Origin of the sequence: Paraburkholderia sp. XV, assembly GCF_020177535.1 — a bacterium.
Lineage (GTDB): Bacteria > Pseudomonadota > Gammaproteobacteria > Burkholderiales > Burkholderiaceae > Paraburkholderia > Paraburkholderia caribensis.
In genome coordinates this window covers 41,221-65,071 of record NZ_JAGUUD010000039.1, presented here as the reverse complement: position 1 = coordinate 65,071, position 23,851 = coordinate 41,221, and the positions used below count along the sequence as shown (strand labels likewise).

At 64.4% G+C, this 23,851-nt stretch carries 19 protein-coding genes; 12 read left to right on the top strand and 7 right to left on the bottom strand.

All coding sequences use genetic code 11. From position 1 onward, the window contains the following. The first annotated feature begins 428 nt into the window (after nt 1–428). The 4 genes from KFO72_RS19730 to KFO72_RS19715 all read left to right on the top strand — a co-directional run bounded on the left by KFO72_RS19730 (nt 429) and on the right by KFO72_RS19715 (nt 7,571). Entirely contained in the window at nt 429–1,844 is a 1,416-nt protein-coding gene (locus KFO72_RS19730) for a DUF1254 domain-containing protein (protein WP_060604909.1), read from the top strand. Nucleotides 1,845–2,048: 204 nt separating this feature from the next. After that, nucleotides 2,049–5,831 (top strand): DUF748 domain-containing protein, encoded by a 3,783-nt coding sequence (locus KFO72_RS19725; RefSeq protein WP_225032809.1) that lies wholly within the window; start codon nt 2,049–2,051, stop codon nt 5,829–5,831. A gap of 193 nt (nt 5,832–6,024) precedes the next feature. Continuing rightward, nucleotides 6,025–6,792: a peptidoglycan DD-metalloendopeptidase family protein gene (locus KFO72_RS19720; protein WP_225032808.1), complete on the top strand. Its 768-nt coding sequence runs from the start codon at nt 6,025–6,027 to the stop codon at nt 6,790–6,792. A gap of 110 nt (nt 6,793–6,902) precedes the next feature. Beyond that, complete coding sequence (locus tag KFO72_RS19715; protein ID WP_225032807.1) at nt 6,903–7,571, top strand: septal ring lytic transglycosylase RlpA family protein; 669 nt, start codon at nt 6,903–6,905, stop codon at nt 7,569–7,571. A gap of 33 nt (nt 7,572–7,604) precedes the next feature. Here KFO72_RS19715 and KFO72_RS19710 read toward each other — a convergent pair whose 3' ends face one another. Then, nucleotides 7,605–9,173: a PLP-dependent aminotransferase family protein gene (locus tag KFO72_RS19710; RefSeq protein WP_054933404.1), complete on the bottom strand. Its 1,569-nt coding sequence runs from the start codon at nt 9,171–9,173 to the stop codon at nt 7,605–7,607. A gap of 152 nt (nt 9,174–9,325) precedes the next feature. Here KFO72_RS19710 and KFO72_RS19705 point away from each other — a divergent pair, with 152 nt between their 5' ends. The 6 genes from KFO72_RS19705 to KFO72_RS19680 all read left to right on the top strand — a co-directional run bounded on the left by KFO72_RS19705 (nt 9,326) and on the right by KFO72_RS19680 (nt 14,802). Then, nucleotides 9,326–10,426, top strand: coding sequence for an ABC transporter ATP-binding protein (locus KFO72_RS19705; RefSeq protein WP_062917473.1), 1,101 nt, complete (start codon nt 9,326–9,328; stop codon nt 10,424–10,426). 58 nt (nt 10,427–10,484) lie between these two features. Beyond that, nucleotides 10,485–11,537 carry an ABC transporter substrate-binding protein gene (locus KFO72_RS19700; RefSeq protein WP_035999232.1) on the top strand — a complete coding sequence of 351 codons (1,053 nt, stop codon included), beginning with the start codon at nt 10,485–10,487 and terminating at the stop codon, nt 11,535–11,537. 80 nt (nt 11,538–11,617) lie between these two features. Beyond that, nucleotides 11,618–12,889, top strand: a complete 1,272-nt coding sequence (locus tag KFO72_RS19695; RefSeq protein WP_225032806.1) for an ABC transporter permease — start codon at nt 11,618–11,620, stop codon at nt 12,887–12,889. A gap of 11 nt (nt 12,890–12,900) precedes the next feature. After that, entirely contained in the window at nt 12,901–13,740 is an 840-nt protein-coding gene (locus KFO72_RS19690; RefSeq protein ID WP_035999235.1) for an ABC transporter permease, read from the top strand. Between the two features lie 170 nt (nt 13,741–13,910). Continuing rightward, nucleotides 13,911–14,444 carry a GNAT family N-acetyltransferase gene (locus tag KFO72_RS19685; RefSeq protein ID WP_225032805.1) on the top strand — a complete coding sequence of 178 codons (534 nt, stop codon included), beginning with the start codon at nt 13,911–13,913 and terminating at the stop codon, nt 14,442–14,444. Between the two features lie 106 nt (nt 14,445–14,550). Beyond that, nucleotides 14,551–14,802 carry a GlsB/YeaQ/YmgE family stress response membrane protein gene (locus KFO72_RS19680; protein ID WP_060604927.1) on the top strand — a complete coding sequence of 84 codons (252 nt, stop codon included), beginning with the start codon at nt 14,551–14,553 and terminating at the stop codon, nt 14,800–14,802. 57 nt (nt 14,803–14,859) lie between these two features. On the opposite strand, the gene KFO72_RS19675 is transcribed toward KFO72_RS19680, so the two are convergent. From KFO72_RS19675 to KFO72_RS19655, 5 genes are read right to left on the bottom strand one after another with little or no spacing between them, the layout of a single operon-like run. Further along, entirely contained in the window at nt 14,860–16,314 is a 1,455-nt protein-coding gene (locus KFO72_RS19675; RefSeq protein ID WP_225032804.1) for an efflux transporter outer membrane subunit, read from the bottom strand. An 11-nt stretch (nt 16,315–16,325) separates the two neighbouring features. Beyond that, nucleotides 16,326–17,462 (bottom strand): ABC transporter permease, encoded by a 1,137-nt coding sequence (locus KFO72_RS19670; protein WP_060604932.1) that lies wholly within the window; start codon nt 17,460–17,462, stop codon nt 16,326–16,328. Beyond that, nucleotides 17,459–18,424, bottom strand: coding sequence for an ABC transporter ATP-binding protein (locus KFO72_RS19665; RefSeq protein WP_062917217.1), 966 nt, complete (start codon nt 18,422–18,424; stop codon nt 17,459–17,461). Before KFO72_RS19665 ends, KFO72_RS19670 begins: the two co-directional genes overlap by 4 nt. Continuing rightward, entirely contained in the window at nt 18,421–19,395 is a 975-nt protein-coding gene (locus tag KFO72_RS19660) for an HlyD family secretion protein (protein ID WP_225032803.1), read from the bottom strand. Before KFO72_RS19660 ends, KFO72_RS19665 begins: the two co-directional genes overlap by 4 nt. Continuing rightward, on the bottom strand, nt 19,392–20,123 hold the full coding sequence (locus tag KFO72_RS19655) for a TetR/AcrR family transcriptional regulator (protein WP_225032802.1): 732 nt from the start codon (nt 20,121–20,123) through the stop codon (nt 19,392–19,394). Before KFO72_RS19655 ends, KFO72_RS19660 begins: the two co-directional genes overlap by 4 nt. Nucleotides 20,124–20,484: 361 nt before the next feature. On the opposite strand from KFO72_RS19655, the gene KFO72_RS19650 reads away from it, so the two are divergent. Then, nucleotides 20,485–21,126 carry a response regulator transcription factor gene (locus KFO72_RS19650; RefSeq protein WP_054933414.1) on the top strand — a complete coding sequence of 214 codons (642 nt, stop codon included), beginning with the start codon at nt 20,485–20,487 and terminating at the stop codon, nt 21,124–21,126. Continuing rightward, nucleotides 21,123–21,500 (top strand): Hpt domain-containing protein, encoded by a 378-nt coding sequence (locus KFO72_RS19645; protein ID WP_060604944.1) that lies wholly within the window; start codon nt 21,123–21,125, stop codon nt 21,498–21,500. The genes KFO72_RS19650 and KFO72_RS19645 overlap by 4 nt, the downstream gene beginning before the upstream one ends. A 168-nt stretch (nt 21,501–21,668) precedes the next feature. Here the strand turns inward: KFO72_RS19645 and KFO72_RS19640 are convergent, their stop codons facing one another. Further along, nucleotides 21,669–23,846 (bottom strand): hybrid sensor histidine kinase/response regulator, encoded by a 2,178-nt coding sequence (locus KFO72_RS19640; RefSeq protein WP_225032801.1) that lies wholly within the window; start codon nt 23,844–23,846, stop codon nt 21,669–21,671. Between the last annotated feature and the right edge of the window lie 5 nt (nt 23,847–23,851).

Here is a 23,851-nt window from a genome sequence, read left to right as displayed (position 1 = left end):
GGTGCCGCCCCGCACAGGGGCGACGCGTGAAGCGAGCTAACGAATCGCGGATGCCCGCGAAAGCAAAAGCAAATCGCGGATGCCCGCGAAAAGGCAATTCACGCATCCCAGCGAAAAGGCAAATCACGAATGCCAGCGCAAAAGCAAAAAACCCCGACCGGCGTAGCCCGCGCCTCTCACGCCCCCACCACAAAACAATCAAACAAAAACACAAAAAAACCAACAAACAACACCCAACCCGAAGACAGCACCTCAAAACCGCGACGAACACTCACATTAACTTGCCCCCGCGACGCGGATAAGTTAAAACGCGTTGTCAGAAAAGGAATGTCAGGACAATTCGGCAAGTCCAGCGCGGGCGGGGGCTCGGCGGCGGACCGGGCTCGTCCTGGCTCAGGCATGTGACATCCAGGACCGCGGTTCATCGAATGATAAAAAATCGCCGAGAAACGTTTTCGTTTCAACTCGCCTGCACGGCGCTCGCGGGCATCGCTTTTCTCACCGGTTGCGCGTCCACTCCCATCGTGACGCCCAAACCCACGGGCTGGATCAAGGACGAGGTCGCCGACTCCTATGTGTTTGCCTATCCGCTCGTGCTGATGGGCGCAGCGCGCGACGCCGCCGTCGGCACGGGTCCCGGTCAGGCACCCGTCAATACGCTGCGTCACGCGTCCGCGCTGCCGCCCGTCGGCGCGCATAATCCGCCCACGCCCGGCATCGATACCCTCGATTCGACCGCGTGGCTCGACGTCGGCGACGAACCCGTAATCGTGTCGCTGCCAACGTCGGCGGGCCGCTATATGGATGCGCGTGCGCTCGATATGTGGACCAACGTGCTGTGGTCGGCAGAACAGCAGGGCGCTTCACGCGTGTCGGGCATCAAGGCGCAGACCGTGGCCTTCGCAAAGCCCGACTGGAAGGGCGATCTGCCCAAGGGCGTGAAGCGTATCGACGCGCCCACGCGCAATGTCTGGCTCGATGTGCGCATCCAGTCGAACGGCGCGCGCGACCTGACGGCCGTGCGCAAGTTGCAGCGCGGCATTCGCGTGGTGCCGCTGTCCGTCTATACGGGCGATGCCTCGGCGGCGTCCGTCGCGCCGCGCACCATGCCCCCAGACGCAAGCGTCTCCGGCACGCCCGCCGAGCAGGTCGCCGCGCTCGACGCGAAAGGCTATTTCGACCGCGTCGCGCGGCTGCTGCCCGACAACCCGCCGTCTCCCGCCGACCCGCACGCGCTGAAGTTTCTCGCCGACCTCGGCGTGAAGCCCGACGAAGCCGTCGAACTGCCCCGGTCGGCCAGCGACGCGATCGCCGGCGGTCTCGCAGACGGCCGCGCGCGCGTCGCGACGCCGCCCACCAACATGCTGACGGCCAACGGCTGGAGCTGGTTCGGCGACGGCGTCGGCAACTACGGTCCCGACTACGCGCTGCGCGCGTATGCGTCGTACGCGCAGCCGGGCATCGGCACGAAGGACGACGAAGTGCGCGGCAACGTCGCGCTCGACAGCGACGGCCACGCGTTGAACGGCGCCAACCGCTACGTGGTGCACTTCGAGCCGAATCAGGTGCCGCCCGTGCGCGGCTTCTGGTCGATCACCGCGTACACGAAGGACGGCGCGCTCGGCGACAGCTCGCCGGCACGCGCATCCGTCGGCGACAAGGCGGGCGTGCGGCGCAACCGCGACGGCTCGATCGACGTGACGGTGTCGTCGGCGAAACCGCGCAAGGCGTCCAACTGGCTGCCCGCGCCGCGCGGCGATTTCCAGCTCGTGCTGCGCCTCTACGCGCCAAAGCCCGAAGCCAGCGACGGCACCTGGCAGCCGCCCGCCGTCGTGCGTCAATAAGCGCAGCACGTGTCCGCCGCATGACGGCTGGACACGACCGCGCACTCAACTCGGGCCACTTACACTTTCTAACGTTTATTTGCCTGCAACGGTCGTCATTCTCATGACATTTGATGGTTTGGCCGAAGTACACGACGTATACTTCGGCCAAGCTGGATATTCGTCATCGCGGCACGTTCTGCGCCGCCCTACCCGCGACCAAGCATGGCAAGCCCGACCAAAGCATCACTCGCCTCATCCTTTCAGACCGTCCGCGAAGTCGCACAAGGCCGGCGAGCAAGACGCATCGTTCTCGTCGTATTCGTCGTGCTGGTCCTGTTCGGACTGCTCGGCTTTTTCGCCGCGCCGCCGCTGATCCGGCATATCGCCGAACAGCAGTTGAGCGAGCAACTGGACCGGCCGGCCAGCATCGGCCGCATCGCGCTCAACCCCTACACACTCAATTTCGAAGCTGACCGCGTGCATATCGGCGACCGGGGCGGCAAGGGCGATTTCGTCGATATCGAACGGCTGGTCGTAAGGACTTCCTGGAGTTCGATTTTCCGGCTCGCGCCCATTGTCGATGAAGTGCATCTGGATTCGCCGCGCTTCACAATCGTTCGCTACGATGCGCAGCGCTTCAACTTCAGCGACCTGATCGAGAAGTTCTCGAAGCAGCCGTCCAAACCCGACAGCAAGCCGGCGCAGTTCTCGATCTCCAATATCCGCATCGAAAACGGCAAGATCACGTTCGACGACCGGCTGCTCGGCGTCACGCATATCGTCGATGAATGGCGCCTCGGCATTCCGTTCATCGCCACGCTGCCGTCGAAAACCGACATCTTCGTCGAGCCGCTGCTGCGCGCGCGTATCGACGGCAGTCCGCTCGCCATCGACGGGCGCACCAAGCCGTTCGCGGCGTCGCGCGAATCGGAAGTGTCGCTGCGCTTCGACGGGCTCGACGTGCCGAAGCTGCTGTCATATTCGCCCGCAAAGCTGCCCGTCACGGTGCAGGCGGGCAAGCTGTCGAGCGACCTGAAAGTGAGCTTCGTGATGACGGGCGACGCACCCACGCTGCGCATCACGGGCACCACCGATCTCGCCGACATCGACGTGCTCGACGAGCACAAGGCGCCGTTCTTCGCCGCGCGCTCACTGCATGTGGCCGCCCAGACGCTTGAGCCGCTGAAGAACGTCTATCGTTTCGACGACATTCGCCTCGACGCGCCGACCGTGCATCTGGCGCGCGACAAGAGCGGCGTGCTGAGCGTGCAGCGTACGTTCGCTCCCGCGCCCAGCGCACCCGCTGCGGCGGCCAGCGCGCCCGCTACCGTGGCCAGCGCGCCCGCGCCCGCGTCCGGCGCCGCGGCTGAAGCAGCCAAGGCCGCGCCGCCGCTCGATCTGCAGATCAAGCAATTCGAGCTGTCGAACGGCACCGTCGAAGTCCAGGACGCCGCGGCGTCGCGGCCCGTATCGGCAGGGCTGAACAATCTCGCGGTCGGGCTGGCGGATTTCTCGACGCTCGGCAAGACCCCCGCGCGCTACACGCTCAAGACCAACGTCAAGAACCAGCCGCAAAGCGCGATTGCCGTGTCGGGTAACCTGTCGCTCGCCGCGAAGACGGCCGACGCGAAGATCGACCTGAAGTCGGCGCAACTGCCCGTATTGCAGCCTTATCTCGACACCGTGACGGCGGCCAAGGTGCTAGACGGCACGCTGAGCGTGCAGTCCAGCGTGACGGCCAACTGGACGAAGGAGCCCGTCGACCTGCAGATCGGCGAAAGCCAGGTCGATCTGCAATCGCTGAAGCTGGCGACCGGGAACGCGAAGCAGCCGGTCATTTCGATCGCGGACGGCAAGGCGGGCATCAAGCGCGTCGACCTCGCCGCGCGCAAGGCGGAACTCGGCACGGTCGACGTGACGGGCCTGTCCGTCGACGCGCAGCGTCTGAAGGACGGCACGATCGATCTGGCCGCGCTCGCTGGCCCGCCGCAGCAGCAGGCGAGCGAGCGCACCGTGATCCACGCGGCGAAGAAGGCGACGCAAGAAGGGCCGGCGTGGCATTACAGCATCGGCGAACTGAACCTGAAGGACGGCGCGGCGACCTTCACCGACAACACGACCGCGCGCCCCGTCAAACTCGCCGTGAAGCCCCTGCAACTTAAAGTGCAGAAGATCAGCGACGACCTGAGCCGCGCGCTGCCCGTCGAACTGCAGGCCACCGTCAACGGCAAGGGCACGCTCGGCGTGAAGGGCGACGTGACGGCGACGCCGCTCAAGCTCGCGATGAAGATCGACGCTAACCGGCTGGACGCGGCGGCGTTCGAGCCGTACTTCGGCAGCCAGCTGAATGCGACCATTGCGAGCGCGCTGCTGAACGCGAGCGGCGATGTAACGCTCGCGCAGGGCGACAAGGCGAAGGGCCTGCGTGCGACGTATCGCGGCGACGCGGCGCTCGTCGACGTTCGCATGCTCGACAAGGCGACCTCGGACCCGTTTGCCGGCTGGCGCTCGCTGGCGCTGACGGGCATCAAGGCGAATTACGACGAGCACGGCACGGACGTCGATGCCGCCAAGGTCACGTTCGCGAACTTCTATGGGCGCGTGCTGCTCGACGCACAAGGCAAGCTGAACCTGAAGGACGTGGTCGCGCACGAAACGGGCGCGCCGCAGTCGCTCACGCGCGACCAGAGCGCCAAGGGCAAGGAGCCGATCCCGCTCGGCACGTCCGCCGCTTCCGAAGCGCAGGCGGCCGTGCCGGCTTCCGCCGCGTCCGGCGCGAACACGTCGGTGACGGCGGCCACGCCGCCGCAAAGCCCGGTGCGTCTGCATTTCGGCCAGCTCGTGCTGCAGAACGGCCGCGTCACCTACACCGACAACTTCATCAAGCCGAACTACACGGCCAACCTGATCGCGATCCAGGGCACGGTCGGCGCATTCGGCACGGAGTCCAGGCAGTCGGCGCCCGTCGACGTGTCCGCCAAGCTCGCCGCCAACGGCCCGATCACGATCCGTGGCTCGGTGAATCCGCTGATCGCCAAGCCCGCGCTCGATCTGACGGCCACGGCGCACGGCATCGAGCTGACCAACCTGACGCCGTACTCGGCGAAGTACGCGGGCTATCCGATCACGAAGGGCAAACTGAACGTCGATCTGCACTATCAGCTGGCGAACGACCAGTTGACGGCGAACAACCACATCTTCATCGACCAGCTGACGTTCGGCGATCACGTCGACAACGACACCGCGACGAAGCTGCCCGTGAAGCTCGCCATTTCGCTGCTGAAGAACTCGCGCGGCGAAATCGACGTGGACATTCCCGTGTCGGGCTCGCTGGCGAATCCGGAATTCAGCGTGGGCGGGCTGATCTGGCGCGCCGTGCTGAATCTGCTGCAGAAGGCGGTCACGGCACCGTTCTCGCTGCTCGCGCATGCGTTCGGCGGCAGCGGCGAGGAACTCGGCTACGTCGAGTTCGATGCGGGTTCCGCGACGCTGTCCGACACGTCGCAGAAGAAGCTCGACATGATCGTGAAGGCGCTAACCGACAAGCCGTCGATCCGCCTCGACATCATCGGCCGCGTCGATCCCGCCGTCGATCAGCCGGCGCTGCGCACCGCCTATGTCGACCGGCTCGTGCGTCAGCAGAAGCTCAAGGACGTGGTGGGCAACGGCGAAAGCGTCGACCCGATGACGATCAAGGTCGACGACAAGGAATACGACAAGTATCTGACTAAGGCCTACAAGGATTCGGACTTCAAGAAGCCGCGCAACATCGTCGGCCTGACGAAGACACTGCCCGACGACGAGATGAAGGCCGCGCTCGCCGAGCATGCGCCCGTCACGGACGCCAGCTTGCGCGATCTCGCGCAGCGCCGCGCGCAGGTGGTGCAGCAGTACTTCGAAGGCAAGATCGACAACAGCCGCGTTTTCATCGTGGCGCCGAAGCTCGATGCTTCGGGTATCGACGACAAGGGCGCGACGACGCGGGTGGATTTCGGCCTGAAATAATGCGCTGACGGTTCTTCACGAGTTTGCCGCTTTTGCGGGCGGGCGCGTTAACAATCGTCAAGGATGACTGAGCGATCGCACGCGGGGTCAACGTATTGCGGCGACGTTCGTTTAGGATGCCAACTCTTGTGCGAGCGGGCTGCGATATGCAGCCCGTTTGCACATCCGATGCCATCCTTTCGATCGTATTCCGATGAACCTCTTCAAACTGTGCCGCGAACTGACGCAACGGCTATTGATCGCGAGCGTCGCGTTGGCGCTCGCCGGTTGTGCAAGCATGCCGTGGGGCGACCTCTTCACCAGTTCGCCTGATGCGCGCCCGCCCTCGATCGAGCCGCCCGCGCCTGTCGCGGCGGGCTTCTATCGCGTGAATCCAGGCGATACGCTGGCGAGCGTCGCGGCTGCGTTCGGGCGTGATCCCGCCCAGCTTGCCCGCTGGAACCGCCTCCCGGACGCCTACCCGGTGAGCGTCGGCCAGGTGCTCCGTGTGGCGCCTGATGCTGCTGCCGTGTCCGGGCCCGCGCAAACGGGCGTGCCGCAATCCCCGGCCGCCACCGGTAACGTCGCGCCGTCTGCCGCATCCTCGCAGCAGGCGCGCTTCATCTGGCCCGCCTCGGGGCAAGTGACGTCGAACGCCGGAGACGGCCAGTCGAAGGCGATCCACATCAACGGCACAGCCGGCGAGACGATCCGGGCAGCGAGCACCGGCCGCGTGATCTACGCGGGCTCCGAGATCAAGGCGTACGGGCTGCTCGTCATCGTCAAGCACGACAAACGTTTCATCAGCGCCTACGGTAACAACGCGAAGCTGCTCGTCAAGGAAGGCGACACGGTCAGGCAAGGCCAGCCGATCGCCGAAATGGGCGCGCCCAACGATCCCCATCCGTATCTGATCTTCGAACTGCGCGACGGCACGAAGGCAGTCGATCCGCAAAACTACCTGCCGAAACTTCCGGGCTGACCCGGTCGCGCGGCGGCGCGCGTCGTGCGCCGTCCCGCGGACCGGTTCGGGTTCCGCGTGACGGCTGCCGAAGCGTATCGCCCGATGCCATGTCGAAGACGAGCCATCACTTGAAAAAGAACCCGCTGCTACGACGCCTCGGCGCGTCCGTTTCGCTCTTTCTGCTGGCGAGCGCGCTGCCCGCGTCGGCATCGGCGGCTGCCGGGAAGCATAAGCCGCTCGATCCGAAGTCGCGTCCCAAGGCGAAAAACGCGCAGCATGGCGCACGAACGGAGTCGCTTCACGACCCGGAGCACGACGCGCATGTCGATCCAAAAGGCCGCGCAAATCTGGCCGACCGCAGTGCAAACCGCAGTGCCGACCGCGGTCCCAACCGCGCCGCGCATGCTGCGCATCTGGTGCATGCGGCGAGCGTGAAAGGGCACACGTCGCGCTTCACGCAACTGGGGCTCGCGTCGTGGTACGGCCGGGGCTTTCACGGTCGTCGCACGGCAAACGGCGAGCACTACGACATGTACGCGATGACGGCCGCGCACCGGACGCTGCCGCTTGGATCGTATGTGCGCGTGACGTCGCTGGCGAGTTCGAAGTCGGTGGTAGTGCGCATCAACGACCGTGGACCCTACGCGCGCGGTCGCGTGATCGATCTGTCGTATCTCGCCGCGTCGGCGCTCGGCATGCATCGCGCGGGCGTGGCGAAGGTGTCGATCGAGCGGGTGGAGAAGCCCGAAGCGGAGCGCATCGCGCATCGCCCGATGCATCTGACGACGAACGGCTAGCAACGCCTTCGACGCGCCGCGCGAAGTGTGGCGCTAAGCCGCCCGCGTAGGCGCGGCCGTCGTCTTCAACGCAGTCCTTTCGATCACGTTCGCAAGCGTATCGAACGCCGGCCCGATGCGCTCGTTCGGCACGCATGCGTAGCCGAGCAGCAGGCCGCGCCGCGCCGGCGTCTCGCTGTTGTAGTACGCGGCGAGCGGCCGCACGATCACGCCCGCGTCGTACGAGGCGGCCGTCACTTCGCGGTCGTTTGCATGATCGGGCAGGCCGAGCACCAGATGCAGGCCCGCTTCGTCGCCCATCACGGGCAGCGCGTCGCCGAAACGCGCGGTGATCGCGTCGATCAGAATCTGGCGGCGCTCGCCGTACAACGCCCGCATGCGCCGCACGTGCGAGGTCAGATAGCCGTCCATGATGAACTCGGTCAGCACGGCCTGCTGCATCAGTTGTCCTTCGCGATACAACTCGGCCACGCCCGTACGAAACGTGTCGACGAGATGTTCCGGCGCGATCATGTAGCCGATCCGCAAACCCGGAAACAGCATCTTTCCGAGACTGCCCACATAGATCACCTGGCCCGCATCGTCGAGCCCTTGCAGCGATGCGAGCGGCCGGCTGCCGTAGCGGAACTCGCTGTCGTAGTCGTCCTCGATGATCCACACGCCATGTTGGCGCGCGTATTCGAGCAGCGTGCGGCGGCGCGCGAGGCTCATCACCATGCCGAGCGGATACTGATGCGACGGCGTGACGAGCGCGATGCGCGGCGGCGCCTGCAAGTCGGATTCGCGCGGATTGAGGCCTTCTTCATCGACGGGCACGGGCGCGAGCGTCAGCCCCGACGACTGCAGCACGCTGCGCGCGCCCCAATAGCAGGGTTCCTCGACCCAAGCGCGGTCGCCGACGTCCGTGAGCAGCCGCACGGCGAGGTCGATCGACTGATGAATGCCCGTTGTGATGATGATCTGATCCGGCGTGCACTTCACCGAACGCGCGACGCGCAGATAGTCCGAGAGCGCACGCCGCAGCGGTCGATAGCCGCCGCCCGGCGCGTACGTCAGCAGATCGGGATTCGCTTCCTTCCAGAGCTTGGCCTGCAGGCGGCTCCATGTGCGCGCCGGAAACTCCGCGACATCCGGCACGCCGGGCATGAACGCGCCCCACTGCCGCGCCGATACGCCCGCCTGGCGAATCAGACGCGCGCCGCGCGTCGACAGGCTGCCGCGCGCGGGCACGGCGGGCGGCGCGACATTCGCGCCTGGCCCAGCGCCGCCGATCGCGCCGATAGGGCCACTCGCGGCGGGTGGCGCCTTGCGTGCGTTGACGGCGGCCGTATCCGGCCGCGTGTCGGCGACATAGGTGCCGCTGCCCGTGGTCGATAGCACATAGCCTTCCGCCGTGAGCTGGTCGTAGACGTGCAGCACCGTGTTGCGCGCAATGCCGAGGTCCGACGCGAGCGTGCGCGAACTGGGCAGCTTGGCGCCGGGCAGCAACTGGCCCGTCAGAATGGCCTGCTGCATCAGCCCGAGTACTTGTCGATAGACGGGTTCGCCAGCCGTCCGGTCGAGCCGCGCGGCGAGCCAGTCCGACAGGATCACCGTATCCAAGTGGTTCTATCCGGAATTATGAAATGGTTCCCTATTGTAGAACCGTAACGGGCTATAGTGGATCACGCAATCGATGCAAATCTTCGAAACGGGTGGAACCAAATGTGCGTAGAAACCCCTAGAGATGCATTCAAAGCATGGAGACCCACGCGATGAAAACCGAAGACGTAATCGTCAGCTTTCGGGGTGTGCGCAAGACGTATGACGGCGAAACGCTGGTCGTCAAGCAACTCGATCTCGACATCTATCAAGGCGAATTCCTCACGCTGCTCGGGCCTTCCGGCTCCGGCAAGACGACTTGCCTGATGATGCTCGCAGGCTTCGAATTTCCGACGGGCGGCGAGATCTGGCTCGATGGACAACTGCTCAACAACGTGCCGCCGCACAAGCGCAACATCGGCATGGTGTTTCAGAACTACGCGCTGTTTCCGCATCTCACGGTCGAGCAGAACGTCGCGTATCCGCTGACGGTGCGCAAGCTCCCCGCCGACGAACGCGCGCACAAGGTCAACAACGCGCTGAAGATGGTGCGCATGGAAGGCTTTGCGAAGCGCTACCCGGCGCAACTGTCGGGCGGCCAGCAGCAGCGCATCGCGCTGGCGCGCGCGCTCGTGTTCGAACCCAAGCTCGTGCTGATGGACGAGCCGCTTGGCGCGCTCGACAAGCAGTTGCGCGAGCACATGCAATACGAACTCAAATCGCTGCACGAAAAGCTCGGCGTCACCTTCGTCTACGTGACGCACGATCAGGGCGAAGCGCTGACCATGTCAGACCGCGTGGCGGTATTCGACAAGGGCATCGTGCAGCAGCTCGATACCGTCGACAGCCTCTACGAGGCGCCGTGCAACGAGTTCGTCGCGAACTTCATCGGCGACAGCAACCGGCTGCGCGGCACGATCGCGAATGTCGACGGCGACTACTGCGAGTTTCACCTGATCGACGGCACGCGCCTGGTCGGGCGGAATATCGGTGGGGCGCAAGCGGGCGCGCAAGGCGTCGCGTGCATCCGGCCGGAGCGGATGAAGCTCGCGGCGGGCGCGGCAGGCGGCGCGCGGCCCGGCGCGAATGCGGTGGCGGGCGAAGCGCGCGGGCTCATCTATTTCGGCGATCACGTGCGCATGCGCTGTGGTTTGCCGCAACAGGACGAGTGCTTCGTGAAGGTGCCGCTCGGCACGGAAGCACTCGAAGGCTTCGCGCCGGGCGCGCCCGTCGCACTCGAATTCGCGCCGGAGCATCTGCGCGTGTTCGCGTGAGCAGAAACACAACAACGTCCACGTCGTAAGCAGTTCATCACACCAAAGAGGAACCATCATGAAGAAGATCGTGCAATCGCGCTGTGCCGTGGCTGTCGGCGCTGTCGTCCTCGCGCTCAGCGCCGTTGCTCAGGCGAACGCGGCGGAACTGACGGTCGTGAACTTCGGCGGCGCGAATGGCGACGCGCAGAAGGCCGCATTCAACCAGCCGTTCGAGGCGCAAAGCGGCTCGAAAGTGACGGCTGTCGAATACAACGGCGAGCAGGCCAAAGTGAAGGCGATGGTCGAAGCGAAGCATGTGAACTGGGATGTCGTCGAAGTCGAATCGGGCGACCTCGGCCGAGGCTGCGACGAAGGCCTGTACGAAAAGCTCGACTGGTCGAAGCTCGGCAAGAAGTCGGATCTGATTCCCGAAGCGCCGCAAACGTGCGGCGTCGGTATTTTCGTGTGGTCGACGGCGATGGCATACAACGCCGACAAGCTCAAGACGGCGCCCGCCAGCTGGGCCGACTTCTGGGACACGAAGAAATTCCCGGGCAAGCGCGGCATGCGCAAGGGCGCGCGCTACAACCTGGAATTCGCGCTGATGGCCGACGGCGTCGCGCCGAAGGACGTCTACAAGGTGCTCGGCACGAAGGAAGGCCAGGACCGCGCGTTCAAGAAACTCGACGAGCTGAAGCCGAATATCCAGTGGTGGGAAGCGGGCGCACAGCCGCCGCAATTCCTCGTCGCGGGCGACGTGGTGATGTCGACGGCGTATAACGGCCGTATCGATGCCGCGCAGAAGGAAGGCAAGAACCTGAAGGTCGTGTGGAACGGCAGCATCTACGACCTCGACTACTGGGCAATGCCGAAGGGCACGCCGAACAAGGCGCTGGCCGAGAAGTACATCGCGTACACGATCTCGTCGAAGCCGCAGCAGGAATACGCGAAGCACATCGCGTACGGCCCGGTGAATGAATCGGCGATCAAGTCGCTCGATGCGAAGACGCTCGCCAACCTGCCGAACTCCCCCGCCAACGGCAAGAACGCAGTGCTGCAGAACCTGACGTTCTGGACCGATCACGGCGACGAGCTGGAGCAACGCTTCTCGTCGTGGGCGTCGAAGTAAGTGTGAGGTGAATGCGATGCGGTTTCCGCACCGGGAAGCCGCATCGCTGTAGCAAGGCTGCATTGACGCAGGAGAAACCCGTGACGACGATCACGATCGCCGCCGACCCGGCCCCCGAGTCGACCAACAAACTCAAGCGCGAGCTGAAGGCCGCCGAAGCGAAGAAGCGCGCGATGGCGCTGCTGCTGATTGCGCCGCTCGCGCTGTTTCTGCTGATGATTTTCGTCGTGCCGATCGGCGCGCTGTTGACGCGCGCGGTGCAGAACCCGGAGATCGCGACGGCGCTGCCGCATACGGTCACGGCCCTGCGCGACTGGGATCGCAAGTCGGCGCCGACAGACGCCGCGTACGCCGCGCTCGCCACGGATCTCACCGCCGTCGCCGACGGCGAAGCCATGGGCGCGCTTGCACGGCGCCTGAATACGGAGATTCCCGGCTATCGCTCGCTCGTCGCGAAGACGGCGCGCGCAATGCCGCTCAACGACGATGCGGGTCACGCGCTGCCGCCCGCCCAGGTGAAGGCAAAGATTCTCGAAATCGACGAACGTTGGGGCGATGCGAAGTACTGGCAGGCGATCGCGAAGAACGGCAGCACGGTTTCGCCTTTTTATCTGCTCGCCTCGCTCGATCACAAGCAGGATGCATTCGGCCACATCATTCCGACCGATCCCGAGCAGCAGATCTATCTCGCCGTGTTCAGCCGCACGTTCGTGATCGGTTTCGCGGTAACGGTCTTTGCGCTGCTGCTCGGCTATCCGCTCGCATACTGGATTTCGACGTTGAACGAACGGCGCGCGAATCTCGTGATGATCCTCGTGCTGATTCCGTTCTGGACGTCGGTCCTCGTACGCGTCGCCGCGTGGATCGTGATTTTGCAGAGCGAAGGTCTCGTCAACAAGGCGCTGATCGGCTCGGGGCTGATACACGATCCGCTGGCTTTGCTGTTCAATCGCGTCGGCGTGTATATCTCGATGACGCACATTCTGCTGCCGTTCATGATCCTGCCGCTTTACAGCGTGATGAAGTCGATTCCGCCGACCTACCAGCGCGCGGCCGTTTCGCTCGGCTCGCATCCGTTCGCGGCGTTCTGGCGCGTGTATGTGCCGCAGACTTATCCGGGCATCGGCGCGGGCGCGCTGCTCGTATTCATTCTTGCGATCGGTTACTACATCACGCCGGCGCTGCTCGGCGGACCGAACGACCAGATGGTCAGCTACTACGTCGCGTACTTCACCAACGTGACGATCAACTGGGGCATGACGTGCGCGCTCGGCGGGCTGCTGCTCGCGGCGACGCTCGTGCTGTATGTGATCTACGGACGCTTCACGCGTTCGAACGTGAGCCTCGGTTGAGGAGCGACGCGATGAAATTTGCCAAACCCATGTTCGCGCCGCACACGTCGATGATCGAGCGCGTGTGGTACTTCACGCTGCGCGGACTTGCCGTGCTGACGCTGCTGTATCTGATCCTGCCCGTGCTCGCGATCGTGCCGCTGTCGTTTTCGTCGAGCACGTTTCTCGTTTATCCGATTCCCGGCTGGTCGTTGCGCTGGTATCAGAACCTGATTGCCTCCGACGAATGGCGGATGGCTGCGAAGAACAGCTTTATCGTCGCACCGTCGGCGACCGTGCTGGCGACGGTGCTCGGCACGCTCGCGGCGATCGGTTTGACGAAGGCGAACTTCAAGGGCAAAGCGCTGCTAATGGCGATCCTGATCTCGCCGATGATCGTGCCCGTCGTCGTGGTCGGTGTCGGCATGTATCTGTTTTTTGCGCCGCTCGGACTGGCCAACACGTATATCGGCCTGATCATGGCGCATGCGTCGCTGGGCGTGCCGTTCGTCGTGACGACGGTGGCGGCTACGTTGCAGGGCTTCAATTACAACCTCGTGCGAGCGAGCCTGTCGCTCGGCGCGAACCCTGTGAAGACGTTTTTCAGCATCACGCTGCCGGTGATCGCGCCGGGCGTGATCTCGGGTGCGCTGTTCGCATTCGCGACGTCGTTCGACGAAGTGGTCGTCACGCTGTTTCTCGCGGGCGCCGATCAGACCACTTTGCCCCGGCAGATGTTCACGGGCATTCGCGAGAACATCAGCCCGACCATTGCCGCGCTGGCGACGATTCTTATCGTGTTCTCGACTTGCCTGCTGCTCGCGCTCGAATGGCTGCGTGGAAGGAATGCGGCGCGGGCGGTGGCGGCGTAGGCGGGTTTGTTTGCGCTATCTCGTTGCGGTCACACGTTTATCTGCCCTGTGACCGTTCGCGCGATGACGTTTTATTGCGCGCATCTGTCATAAATTGTCACGGCTTCATTAGTTAACCTGAAAGTTCCTGTATAGCTCGCTTTCTGGAAACTTTCTGGAAACATGAAGCAATGCTTTGCGAGGCTCTAACACTTCGGCCTTTGAACGAAAACGACGCCGCTGCGTTTGCGAAACTGCGGCTCAAGGCCATCGACGATTCCCCGTCTGCAATCTGGCCGACTCTCGACGAGGAGCGCGCACGCCCGCTCGACATCGTTGCCGCACAAATACGGCCGACGCCTGAACAGATCGTGTTTGGCGTGTTTGATCAGCACATGCTGATTGGAATCGCCGGTCTCAAACAGGAACCATACGCGCAGTTGCGGCATAAGGGCATGCTGTGGGGTGTGTTCGTTCATCCTCTGTATCGGAATGTGGGCGTCGCGCGCGAGTTGCTCGGGGCTGCGTTGACGCATGCGCGCAATATGCAGCTGCGGCAGGTTCATCTTCGCGTCAATACCGAAAACCATCGCGCGCGGCAGCTCTATGTGACGAGCGGCTTTACGGGCTATGGCACCGAACGCCGCGCGATGTGCGTGAATGGCCGCTACTTCGACGAAGAGAACATGGTGCTGTATCTGGATGGTGAGCGTGCCGCTCCATAGTCTCGATACTCGCCCGCTCCCACCTTTGACAAACCTTGACAACTCAAGTCGCCCACTGCGTTAAAACTACAGCCCTCTTAATTCACAGTGAAGACCTGAGAAAACTATGGAACACGGAATCATCGCCTGGCTGATCATCGGCTGTATCGCGGGTTGGCTTGCGAGCGTGCTGGTGTCGGGCAGCGGCTACGGGGTGCTGCTCGATATCGTCGTCGGCATTGCGGGCGCGTTTATCGGCGGCTGGCTGTCGGGCGTGCTGCATGTCTCGCCTGGCAGCGGATGGATCGGCTCGACAATCACGGCGTTCGTCGGCGCTGTGATCCTGCTGTTCGTCATCCGGCTTTTCAGGCGCGCTTGACCCGGCTTCGACGCGCAACGAACAACCCGGCTACGGCCGGGTTTTTCGTTTCCGCGACTATCGCTTCGCTGTCTGATCGGCCGACGTCCCCGGCGTCATCCCACCCAGCGCCTGAAATAGCGCCGCCGTATCCGCGAGACGATCGGCCTGCGCGCGCGTCCTGTCGAGCGCAGTCTGCAACGCCTGGCGCTGCGTATCGATCAGGCTGAACTGACTGACGCCGCCCGCCGCATACTGCGCCTGCGCGATCGTCACGCTTGCTTGCGCTTCCGACGCCGCGTCATCGCGAGCCTGCAATTCGCGCGCGTCATCATTCAATGCGTGCAGCGTATCGGCGACTTGCTGAAGCGCCTGCAATACCGTCTGCCGATACGACGCGAACGCCGCATCATAGGCAGCCTGCGCAGCGCGCTTCTTCGCGCGCAGTTCGCCGCCGTGAAAGATCGGCTGCGTCAGATTCAGACCGAGGTTCCAGACGTTCAGGCTGTTGACGACATCTTGGATGCGCGTGCGCTCCGAGCCGATTCCCGCCGACACGCTGAACTGCGGATACAGGTTCGCCGTCGCGACGCCGACGTTCGCGCTCGCCCGATGCAACAGCGCCTCCGATGCGCGAATGTCGGGCCGCTCGCGCGCGAGTGTCGACGGCAGCGTGACGGGCACGGTGTCGGGCAGATGCAGTGCATCGAGCGTGATGTCGTTGAAGTCGGCTTGCGACGGCGCGACGCCGAGCAGAATTGCAAGCTGATGGTCGGCTTGCGCGAGTTGCGTCGTCAGCGGCGGAATTTGCGCGCGCGTCTGCGCGAGGAGCGTGCGCTGCGTGCGCACATCGAGTTGCGCCACGCCGCCCGCCGCGTAGCGTCCTTCGACGATCGTCAGTTGATGCGCCTGTGCGTCCGCGAGTTGCTGTGTCAGCGCGAGCTGCTGTTGCAGCGACGCGCGCCGGATCGCCGTCGACACCACATTGCCCGCCAGCGACAGGCGCGCGGCATCGAGCTCGTAGGTCTGGTAATCGGTTTGCGCGAGCAAGGCTTCGAGCGCGCGCCGGTTGCCGCCGAAAACATCGAGCGCATACGACACGCTCACCGACGCATTGAACAGCGTGAACGGCCCCGGGTTCGGCACGTTCGGAATGCCGAACGCGGCGGGGTTCACCTTTTGCCGCGTGCCGGACAGCTTGGCATCGATGGCGGGAAACTCGGTCGCGCCGGCTTGCGCGATGTAGTTCTCGCGCGCCTCGACGAGTTTCGCGCGTGCTTCGTCGAGTGTCGGGCTGTGTTGCAGCGCCGTGTCGACGAGACGGTTCAGCGCGTCGGAGCGAAACTGCGTCCACCATGCGGGCAGCGCGGCGCTTGCGGCGACGAGCGTTTGCGTGACGCCTGCGGCCTGCGTCGCGGCGGGCAGCGCTTCCCGCGTGTAGGACGGCGCATCGGGTGCGGCGGGCGAGTGAAAGTCAGGGCCGACGGCGCAGCCGCACAGCGCGAGCGCGGACAACAGCACGGAGTGGTTCATCGTCGAGCCTCCTAATCCAGCGTGCGCCGATAGAAGCGCACGGCAATGGCTAACACGACGGCGGTGAAGATCGCGACGGGCCACACCGACGGCCACAGTTCGACCCAGCCATTGCCCTTGAGCAGAATGCCGCGCACGAGCCGGTTGAAGTACGTGAGCGGCAGCAGATTGCCGATCCATTGCGCCCACACGGGCATGCCCGCGAACGGAAACATGAAGCCCGACAGCAGCAGGCTCGGCAGAAAGTAGAAGATGGTGAGCTGCATTGCCTGCAACTGGTTCTGCGCAATCGACGACAACGTGATGCCGACCGTCAGGTTCGCCGCGATGAAGAGCAGCGCAGCGACATACAGCGCGATCAGACTGCCGACGAACGGCACATTGAAGACATAGCGCGCCGCCGCCAGAATGATCGACGACTGCACGAGCCCGATCGCGATATACGGCACCAGCTTGCCCGCGATCACCTCGATCGGCAGCACGGGGGTGGCGAGCAGGTTTTCCATCGTGCCGCGCTCGCGTTCGCGGGTCATCGCGAGGCCCGTCATCATGACCATCGTCAGTGTGAGGATCGTGCCCATCAGGCCCGGCACGACGTTGTATTGGGTGATGCCTTCGGGGTTGTACAGCTTGTGGATCTGCACCTCGAACGCGGCGGGCGCGCCGTTCAGATGCTTGAGCGGCCCGGTGATGTCCTTGTCCGCCACCGCTTGCACGAGGCCGGGCAGCGCGGCGAGCGGTGCCTGCGTCGCGGTCGGATCGGTGGCGTCGGCTTCGACCAGCAGCGCGGGCCGTTCGCCGCGCAAGAGCCGCCGCGAAAAATCGACGGGAATCGACACGACGAAGGTCACGTCGCCGCGCGCCAGCGCCTCGCGGGCCGCGTTGTCGTCGGGCAGCGTGTCGACGATATGAAAATAGTCCGAGTTCTTCATCGCCGCGACGAAGCTGCGCGAGAACTGGCTCTGCTCGCTGATGACGACGGCCGTGCGCAGATGCTTCGGGTCAGTATTGATCGCGAAGCCGAACAGCGCAAGCTGAAGAATCGGCAGACCGACGATCATGCCGAACGTGATGCGGTCGCGCCGCAACTGGATGAACTCCTTGAGGACGATGCCCCACCAGCGCGTCACGGAGAATAGACGACTCACGATGGCTTTCCGTAGTTGTCGGCCGAGCCGCTCATCATGTAGATGAAGACGTCCTCGAGGCCGGTTTCGATCCGCTCGATTCGCACGGGCAGGCCGGACGTGACCTGTCTGATCGCCTTTTCGAGCGCGTGGTGATCGTGGCCGCTCGCGTGCAGCGCGGAGCCGAATACGACGGTTTGATCGACGCCCGGCGTCTTGCGCAACTGTTCGGACAGTTGCGTCAGACGCTCGCCGTGAATGGACCATGTGGCGAGCGCCTGCGACTCGATCACCTGTTGCGCGGTGCCTTGCGCCAGCAGCTTGCCGTACGCGATGTACGCGAGCTTGTGGCAGCGCTCCGCTTCGTCCATGTAGTGCGTGCTGACCAGCACCGAAATGCCTTGCGCGGCGAGCCGGTGCAGCTCTTCCCAGAAGTCGCGGCGCGCCGTGGGATCGACGCCCGCAGTCGGCTCGTCGAGCAGCAGCAGCTTCGGCTCGTGCAGCATGCACGCGGCAAGCGCGAGCCGCTGCTTCCAGCCGCCCGACAGCGCGCCCGTCAACTGGTCGGCGCGCGTCTGCAAGCCGAGCGTTTCGAGCGCGCGATCCACCTTTTCCTTGCGGTCGCGCATCTGATAGATGCGCGCGACGAAATCGAGATTCTCGCGGATCGTCATGTCTTCCCAGTACGAGAAGCGCTGCGTCATGTAGCCGACGTTGCGCTTGATCTGCGCGCTGTCACGCACGATGTCGTAGCCGAGGCACGTGCCGCTGCCGGAATCGGGCGTGAGCAGGCCGCACATCAGGCGGATCGACGTCGTCTTGCCGCTGCCGTTCGGGCCGAGAAAGCCGAAAATCTCGCCATGCGCGACCTGCAGCGTGACGTCGTTGACGACGTGCTTGTCGCCGAAATGCTTGTTGAGGTTGTGCACGTCGATGGCAAGCGAACCTTGCGCCGGATTGTGCCCGCCGTTCTGCGTGCTCATCGCAAGGTCACCGAAACAGGCTGGCCGGGATGCAGGCGCGGCGCGTCGCCGACGGAAGGATGCGCTTCGACCATGAAGACGAGCTTCGCGCGGCTCTCGTTGCTATAAATGACGGGTGGCGTGTATTCCGCCGAGTTCGACACGTAGGTGATCTTCGCCTCGATAGCCGACGCGCAGCCGTCGCAATGGACCGTCAGTGCGCGGCCGGGGGCGAGCGCGCCGACCACGGTCTCGGGCACGAAGAAGCGCACCTTCACGTTTTGCGGCGGCAGCATCTGCACGACGGGGCTACCCGCCTGCACCCATTCGCCGACGCGGTACAGCGTGTCGTAGACGCGGCCCCTGGCGGGCGCGTTCACGCGCTTCTGGTCGAGCTTCCATTGCGCCTGCGCCACGGCTGCCTGCGCTGCTTCGACCTGCGCGGTCTGCGCGAGCAGTTGCTGCGAACGGCCGGGCAGACGCGCGACCTGGACTTCGTGCGTCAACTCGCGCACCTGCGCATTGGCGGCATCGGCGGCGGCGCGCGTGTCGTCGAGTTGTCCCTTCGGAATGCCGCCCGCGCGATACTGCGCTTCGTCGCGCGTCAATTGCAGCGCGGCCTTGCGCGCGTTCGCCACGGCCTGCGCGAGCTGCGCCCTCGTCACGTCGATTTCCGGCGGGCGCTTGCCTGTCTGGATGTCCGCCAGTTGCGCGCGGGCGGCGGCGAGCTGTTGTTGCGCCTGTTGCAGCGCGGCCGTTTCGTCGACGGATTCGAGCGCGAAAACGGGTGCATTCGCCGTGAGCTGATCGCCGCGCGCGACGTCGAGTTGCGTCAGCTTGCCCGATTGCGACGAGCCGAGATACACGAATTCGCCTTCGACGTAGCCTTGCCACGTATTGTCGGCGCGATGCGAGCACGCGCCGAGCACGCCGCATGCAAGGAGCGCGGCAACAATCCGTACGGCGCGCGCCGATGAAGGTGAATGGTTCATGAACTGGACCTCGTGGATGGGCGGCGCGTCGCGTTGGCCGTTTTTTTCGCAGCCGGCCTGCGCGCGGCGCGCCCCGCTGGCGGATTCATGCCGCCGAGCAGCAGGGCCGTGACGTGCCGCTGCAACGTCTCACGTTCGATAGCCGGAAAGCCGCGAATGCTCTGCCACATCCTGGCGGCCGCTTGCGGCAGCATTACCAGCGCGAAGAGCGAGTTGAACATCAACAGCGCATCGAGCTCCGGATTCACTGCGCCTGCGTGTTGCGCTTTCTTGATACGGGCGCCGAACCGCTTGATGTTGTCGAACGGAATGCGCGTGACCATGCGCTCGCGCAGCATCCCGCCTTCGTTGACGACCTCGCGCAGCCAGAGCGGCGGCAGCCACGGCATGCGTCCCGTCACGTCGAACAGCCGCTTGACGAACTCGGCCACCATCACGAACGGATCGTCGCTCGAATCCTCTCCGGCGGCGCTCCAGACAAAACCGACGGACGGCGCGAGCCGCTCCTCGACGATCGCGTCGAGCAGCATCTCGCGATTCGTGAAGTAGTAGTGGACGAGTGCGGACGTGACTTCCGCGGCGGCGGCGATCTGCGCGACGGTGGTGGCCGAGATGCCGCGTTCGGAGAAAAGGCGCGTGGCGGTATCGAGCAGATGCTCGCGCACGTCGAAGTTCTCCACCACGGGCCGGCGACCGCGCGGTTTGGCCGGTTGACGTTTGGTGTTCATGGGTTGCTAGCTTAATTGACGAGTTAGTTAAATTCAACCGGGTTTACCTCGATTGGGGGTAACTTGCCCCGCGCCGAAGGTTGCAAGTCAGGCGCACGGAGACCTCGTCGCACACTTAGCCAGCAGAAGCGGGTTTTCGCCCGCTGGATATCCCCTTTTATGCCGCCGGCACTATCGGAAATTGAATAACAAATAAACTCGAAAAAAAGCGGCGAGAAAGATATGGAATGCAGAATATTCCACAGAATAAAGGCGTCGATAATGACTTAGAATAATCGCCGCAGAAACGCGTGTGGTAATAAGCACGCCATATGAGCAGCGCGACAGCACGTGAATCAAAAGAGAAACTGGAGAACGGCAGTTGGCTTCTATATTAATAGTGGACGATCACCCAGCGTTTCGGCTGGTTATCAAGACGCATCTGCTGCAATTGCTCGGTACGCAGGAAGTATTTGAAGCAGACAACGGCCAGTCCGCAATGGAAATGGCGCGTCAATTCGCGCCCGACCTTACCATTCTCGATCTGGATATTCCGCGCATAAATGGCCTCGATGTACTTTCACGTCTGAAAACTGCACATCCGTCCATGCGCGTACTGATCCTGTCGAGCCACGATGCGTCGACTTTCGTGTCCCGCGCCATGCGCGCGGGTGCGCAAGGCTTCGTCAGCAAGGCGCAGGACGTGAAGGAGATCATGCGCAGTGTCGAGGCCGTCATGTCGGGCTACAGCGTATTTCCCGTCGCGCCGTCCGCGAGCATTGGCGCGGCGGCGCAGGGCGTCGTCGAGGAGCGCAAGCTCGAATTGCTTTCCGACAAGGAACTGGTGATCCTGCAGATGCTCGCCAAAGGCATGTCCAACAAGACGATCGGCGACGCGCTTTTCATCAGCAACAAGACGGTCAGCAGTCACAAGACACGGTTGATGACCAAGGTGGGCGTCGCAACGCTCGTCGATCTGGTCGATTTCGCGCGGCGCTGCGGTATCGCCGCCGCCCGGCAATGACGGCGGCATGCTGGCGCCGCGTGTTCGGCGGCGCGGCGGACATGCGTGTGCTGCAACAACGCATCGATGCGCTCGCCCTCGGCGATCGCACTGTTGCGCGCGACGTGACGAGCGCGCTCATTGAAACGAACCGCGCAACGCTTCTCTACATGTCGGCGGCTCGTCGCAGCGAATCATGGAACGAATTGGGTCACGCCGCGCATCGTCTGGCGGGTTCGTTGCGAATGTTGCAATGCAGGCGGGAAACCGCGCTGGCGCTGCGATTGGAGCGTGCCGCGCTGGAGCATGACGCGCTGACGGCCGTCGCGTTGCTGTCGGGCGTGACGCAAGCCATCACTGCCTTGAACGAGAAGCTCGACGCGCTGCTCGGCTGACAGACGGACGGGCGCAAGGTGTGCCGCTGTATCTATCGGCGGCTTTGCGGCAATTAATACTTACTAGCGCCGAAGCAGGCATTTTCTTCTGCCACGACGAATCTGCACTCTATACTGGTCAATAGCGTGTCTGAGCAGCCTTCCCCGGGGCTACATCGACCAGCCGCGCTAACCGCGCACGGTTCTCAGATCGTCTCCATCGTGTCTCGCGGTATTTGGGCCCGCGTTCTGCGGGCTTTTTGTCGTCATGGGCGTGCCGTGTCGCGGTCCGAATCTTCGCCGCGAACCGTGATCATCGAGCTCCGTCATCAGCGTTCTCATCCTTGCGACGAGTCCGTCGAACAACACACTGTCGACAGGTTCCCGCGCGTCGCTCGCCCGCTGCAGCGCGCTCATCAGGCCGCGATTGCCGACCACCCCGAGCGCGCCTGCGAGCTTATGCAGCATGCCGCGGACGCCTTGCTCGTCGCCCGCTGCGCGGCGCTCTAGCAGGTGCGTGAGGTCGCTTTCCATCGACTGCTGCCAGTCGCGCAACAGGCCGCCGACGTCCACGCCTTGCGCGGCGAGCGAATCGAGCACGGTGAAGTCGTACCGCTCGAGACGCGCCGCGCGATGCTCTGACCTGGCGGGAAGCAGACGTCTGAGGGCGGAGTCGAGCGCGCTCAATCCAGCCGTCTTGACGAGCGTCGCGCCGAACAATGCGCGCTCCATGTCGGTCATTTTCGCGTCGGCATTCGCCGACAGCAGGATCATCGGCACGGCATATTCCGAACCGCCAGACGACGCGCGAACGTGACGGGCGAGTTCTATGCCGCTCATGCCGGGCATCTGCAGGTCGGTGACGAGCAGATCGACGGTTTCGCGGCTCAGCACATCGAGTGCTTCGTCGCCGGAGCTGGCGACGAGGCAGCGATATCCGAGCACGTCGAGCTGCCGGGCGAGCACTTTGCGATTGACTTCGTTGTCGTCGGTGACGAGGATCGTGGGTTGTCCCGATGCCGGACGGGTGGGCGCCTGGACAGGCTCGGGACGCACGGCAGGCGCGTCGCCGCGTTCGCCGCAGATGCGTCTGAGCGCCGTCCACGACAATGGATTGACCGACAACCCGGTCACGCCGCCGCGTTCGCGCATGCCGCCAGGCAAAGCGTCGCGCGTGACGGCGATGGCGCGCTTCTCGCCATGCAGCGACGGCGGCTGCCCGGTTTCGGCAAAGCGAAAGTCGATGCGCACGGGCGGCGGCACATCGGACGGCAGCGTCGTGATGCCCAGCTTTTTCAGCAGTTCGCAAATCGCCACGCGATCTTCATACGCAGCGACGTCGACGACGGCAAAGCGACGTTCGTGCTCCGGCACGGGCCAGTCGTGACGCTCGATCGTGAACGGCGCATGCAGCGCGACACAGACGCCAACGCTCTTGCCTTCGAGGATCGTGATGTCGCCGCCCATTTTTCGCGCGATCACGCGGGCTAGCACGAGGTCCGGGTGCTCGCGCACGTCAGCAGGTTCTTCCATCGCCTGATGCGCGCGCGCGTGCGTGTCGTTCGCCGCCGATGCCGCGCCGCTGATGCCGATCACGATCCGCTGGGCGCCTGCGTTCAGCGACTCCGCGCGTGCGGCGAGCGTGACGACGCCCGCGCCTGCCGTTTCGATTGCGTAGGCAAGCAGGTTGTGCACGAGCTGGCCGAGCCGCGCGCGGTCGGCGAGTACGCACGCCGCAACCGATCGGTCGATACACGCTTGCAGCCGCGATGGCTTGCGTGCCGCGACCGGCGCGACGAGCAGCGCGACCCCGTCGATCAGTTCGCGCAGATCGACGGGGTCTTCATCGAAGACGATATCGCGATCGGCGGGAGGCATGTCGTCGAGCAAGTCCTGCGCGACGAGCGCGAGCGTTTCGGCCGCGCACCGAAGCGCACCGGCTCCGACGTTCGCAAGGCCTGCATCAGGATCGAGACGCTCGCACAGTGCCTGTACGCACGGCACGATCCGGTGCCGCGCCAGTCGCAACGTAGCGAGGTGTTCTTCGAGTGCCGCCGCGCGCGCGGCCTGAGTGGCTTCGTCCAGCGAGCGGGCGGATTGCGCCGCGTGCGCCGCGTTGTCACGGTGCGCCGCGCGCAGCGACGCGTCCAGAGCTTCGATATCGAGCTTCAGTACGCGCCGGTCCTCTTCGTCCCGTATGGCGGCGCGCACGCTGCGCGCCAGCAGAAGCAACACCGCCGCCGTGCCGCCCGCAAGCGGTTCGTGCCACGCGGCAAGCGAGCCGAACAGCACAAGTGCCCCGATTGGCGCGCGCCAGCCAAACGTGCGGGCGAGCAACGATGCGATGCCAGACGGACGCGGGTTCATGCCGG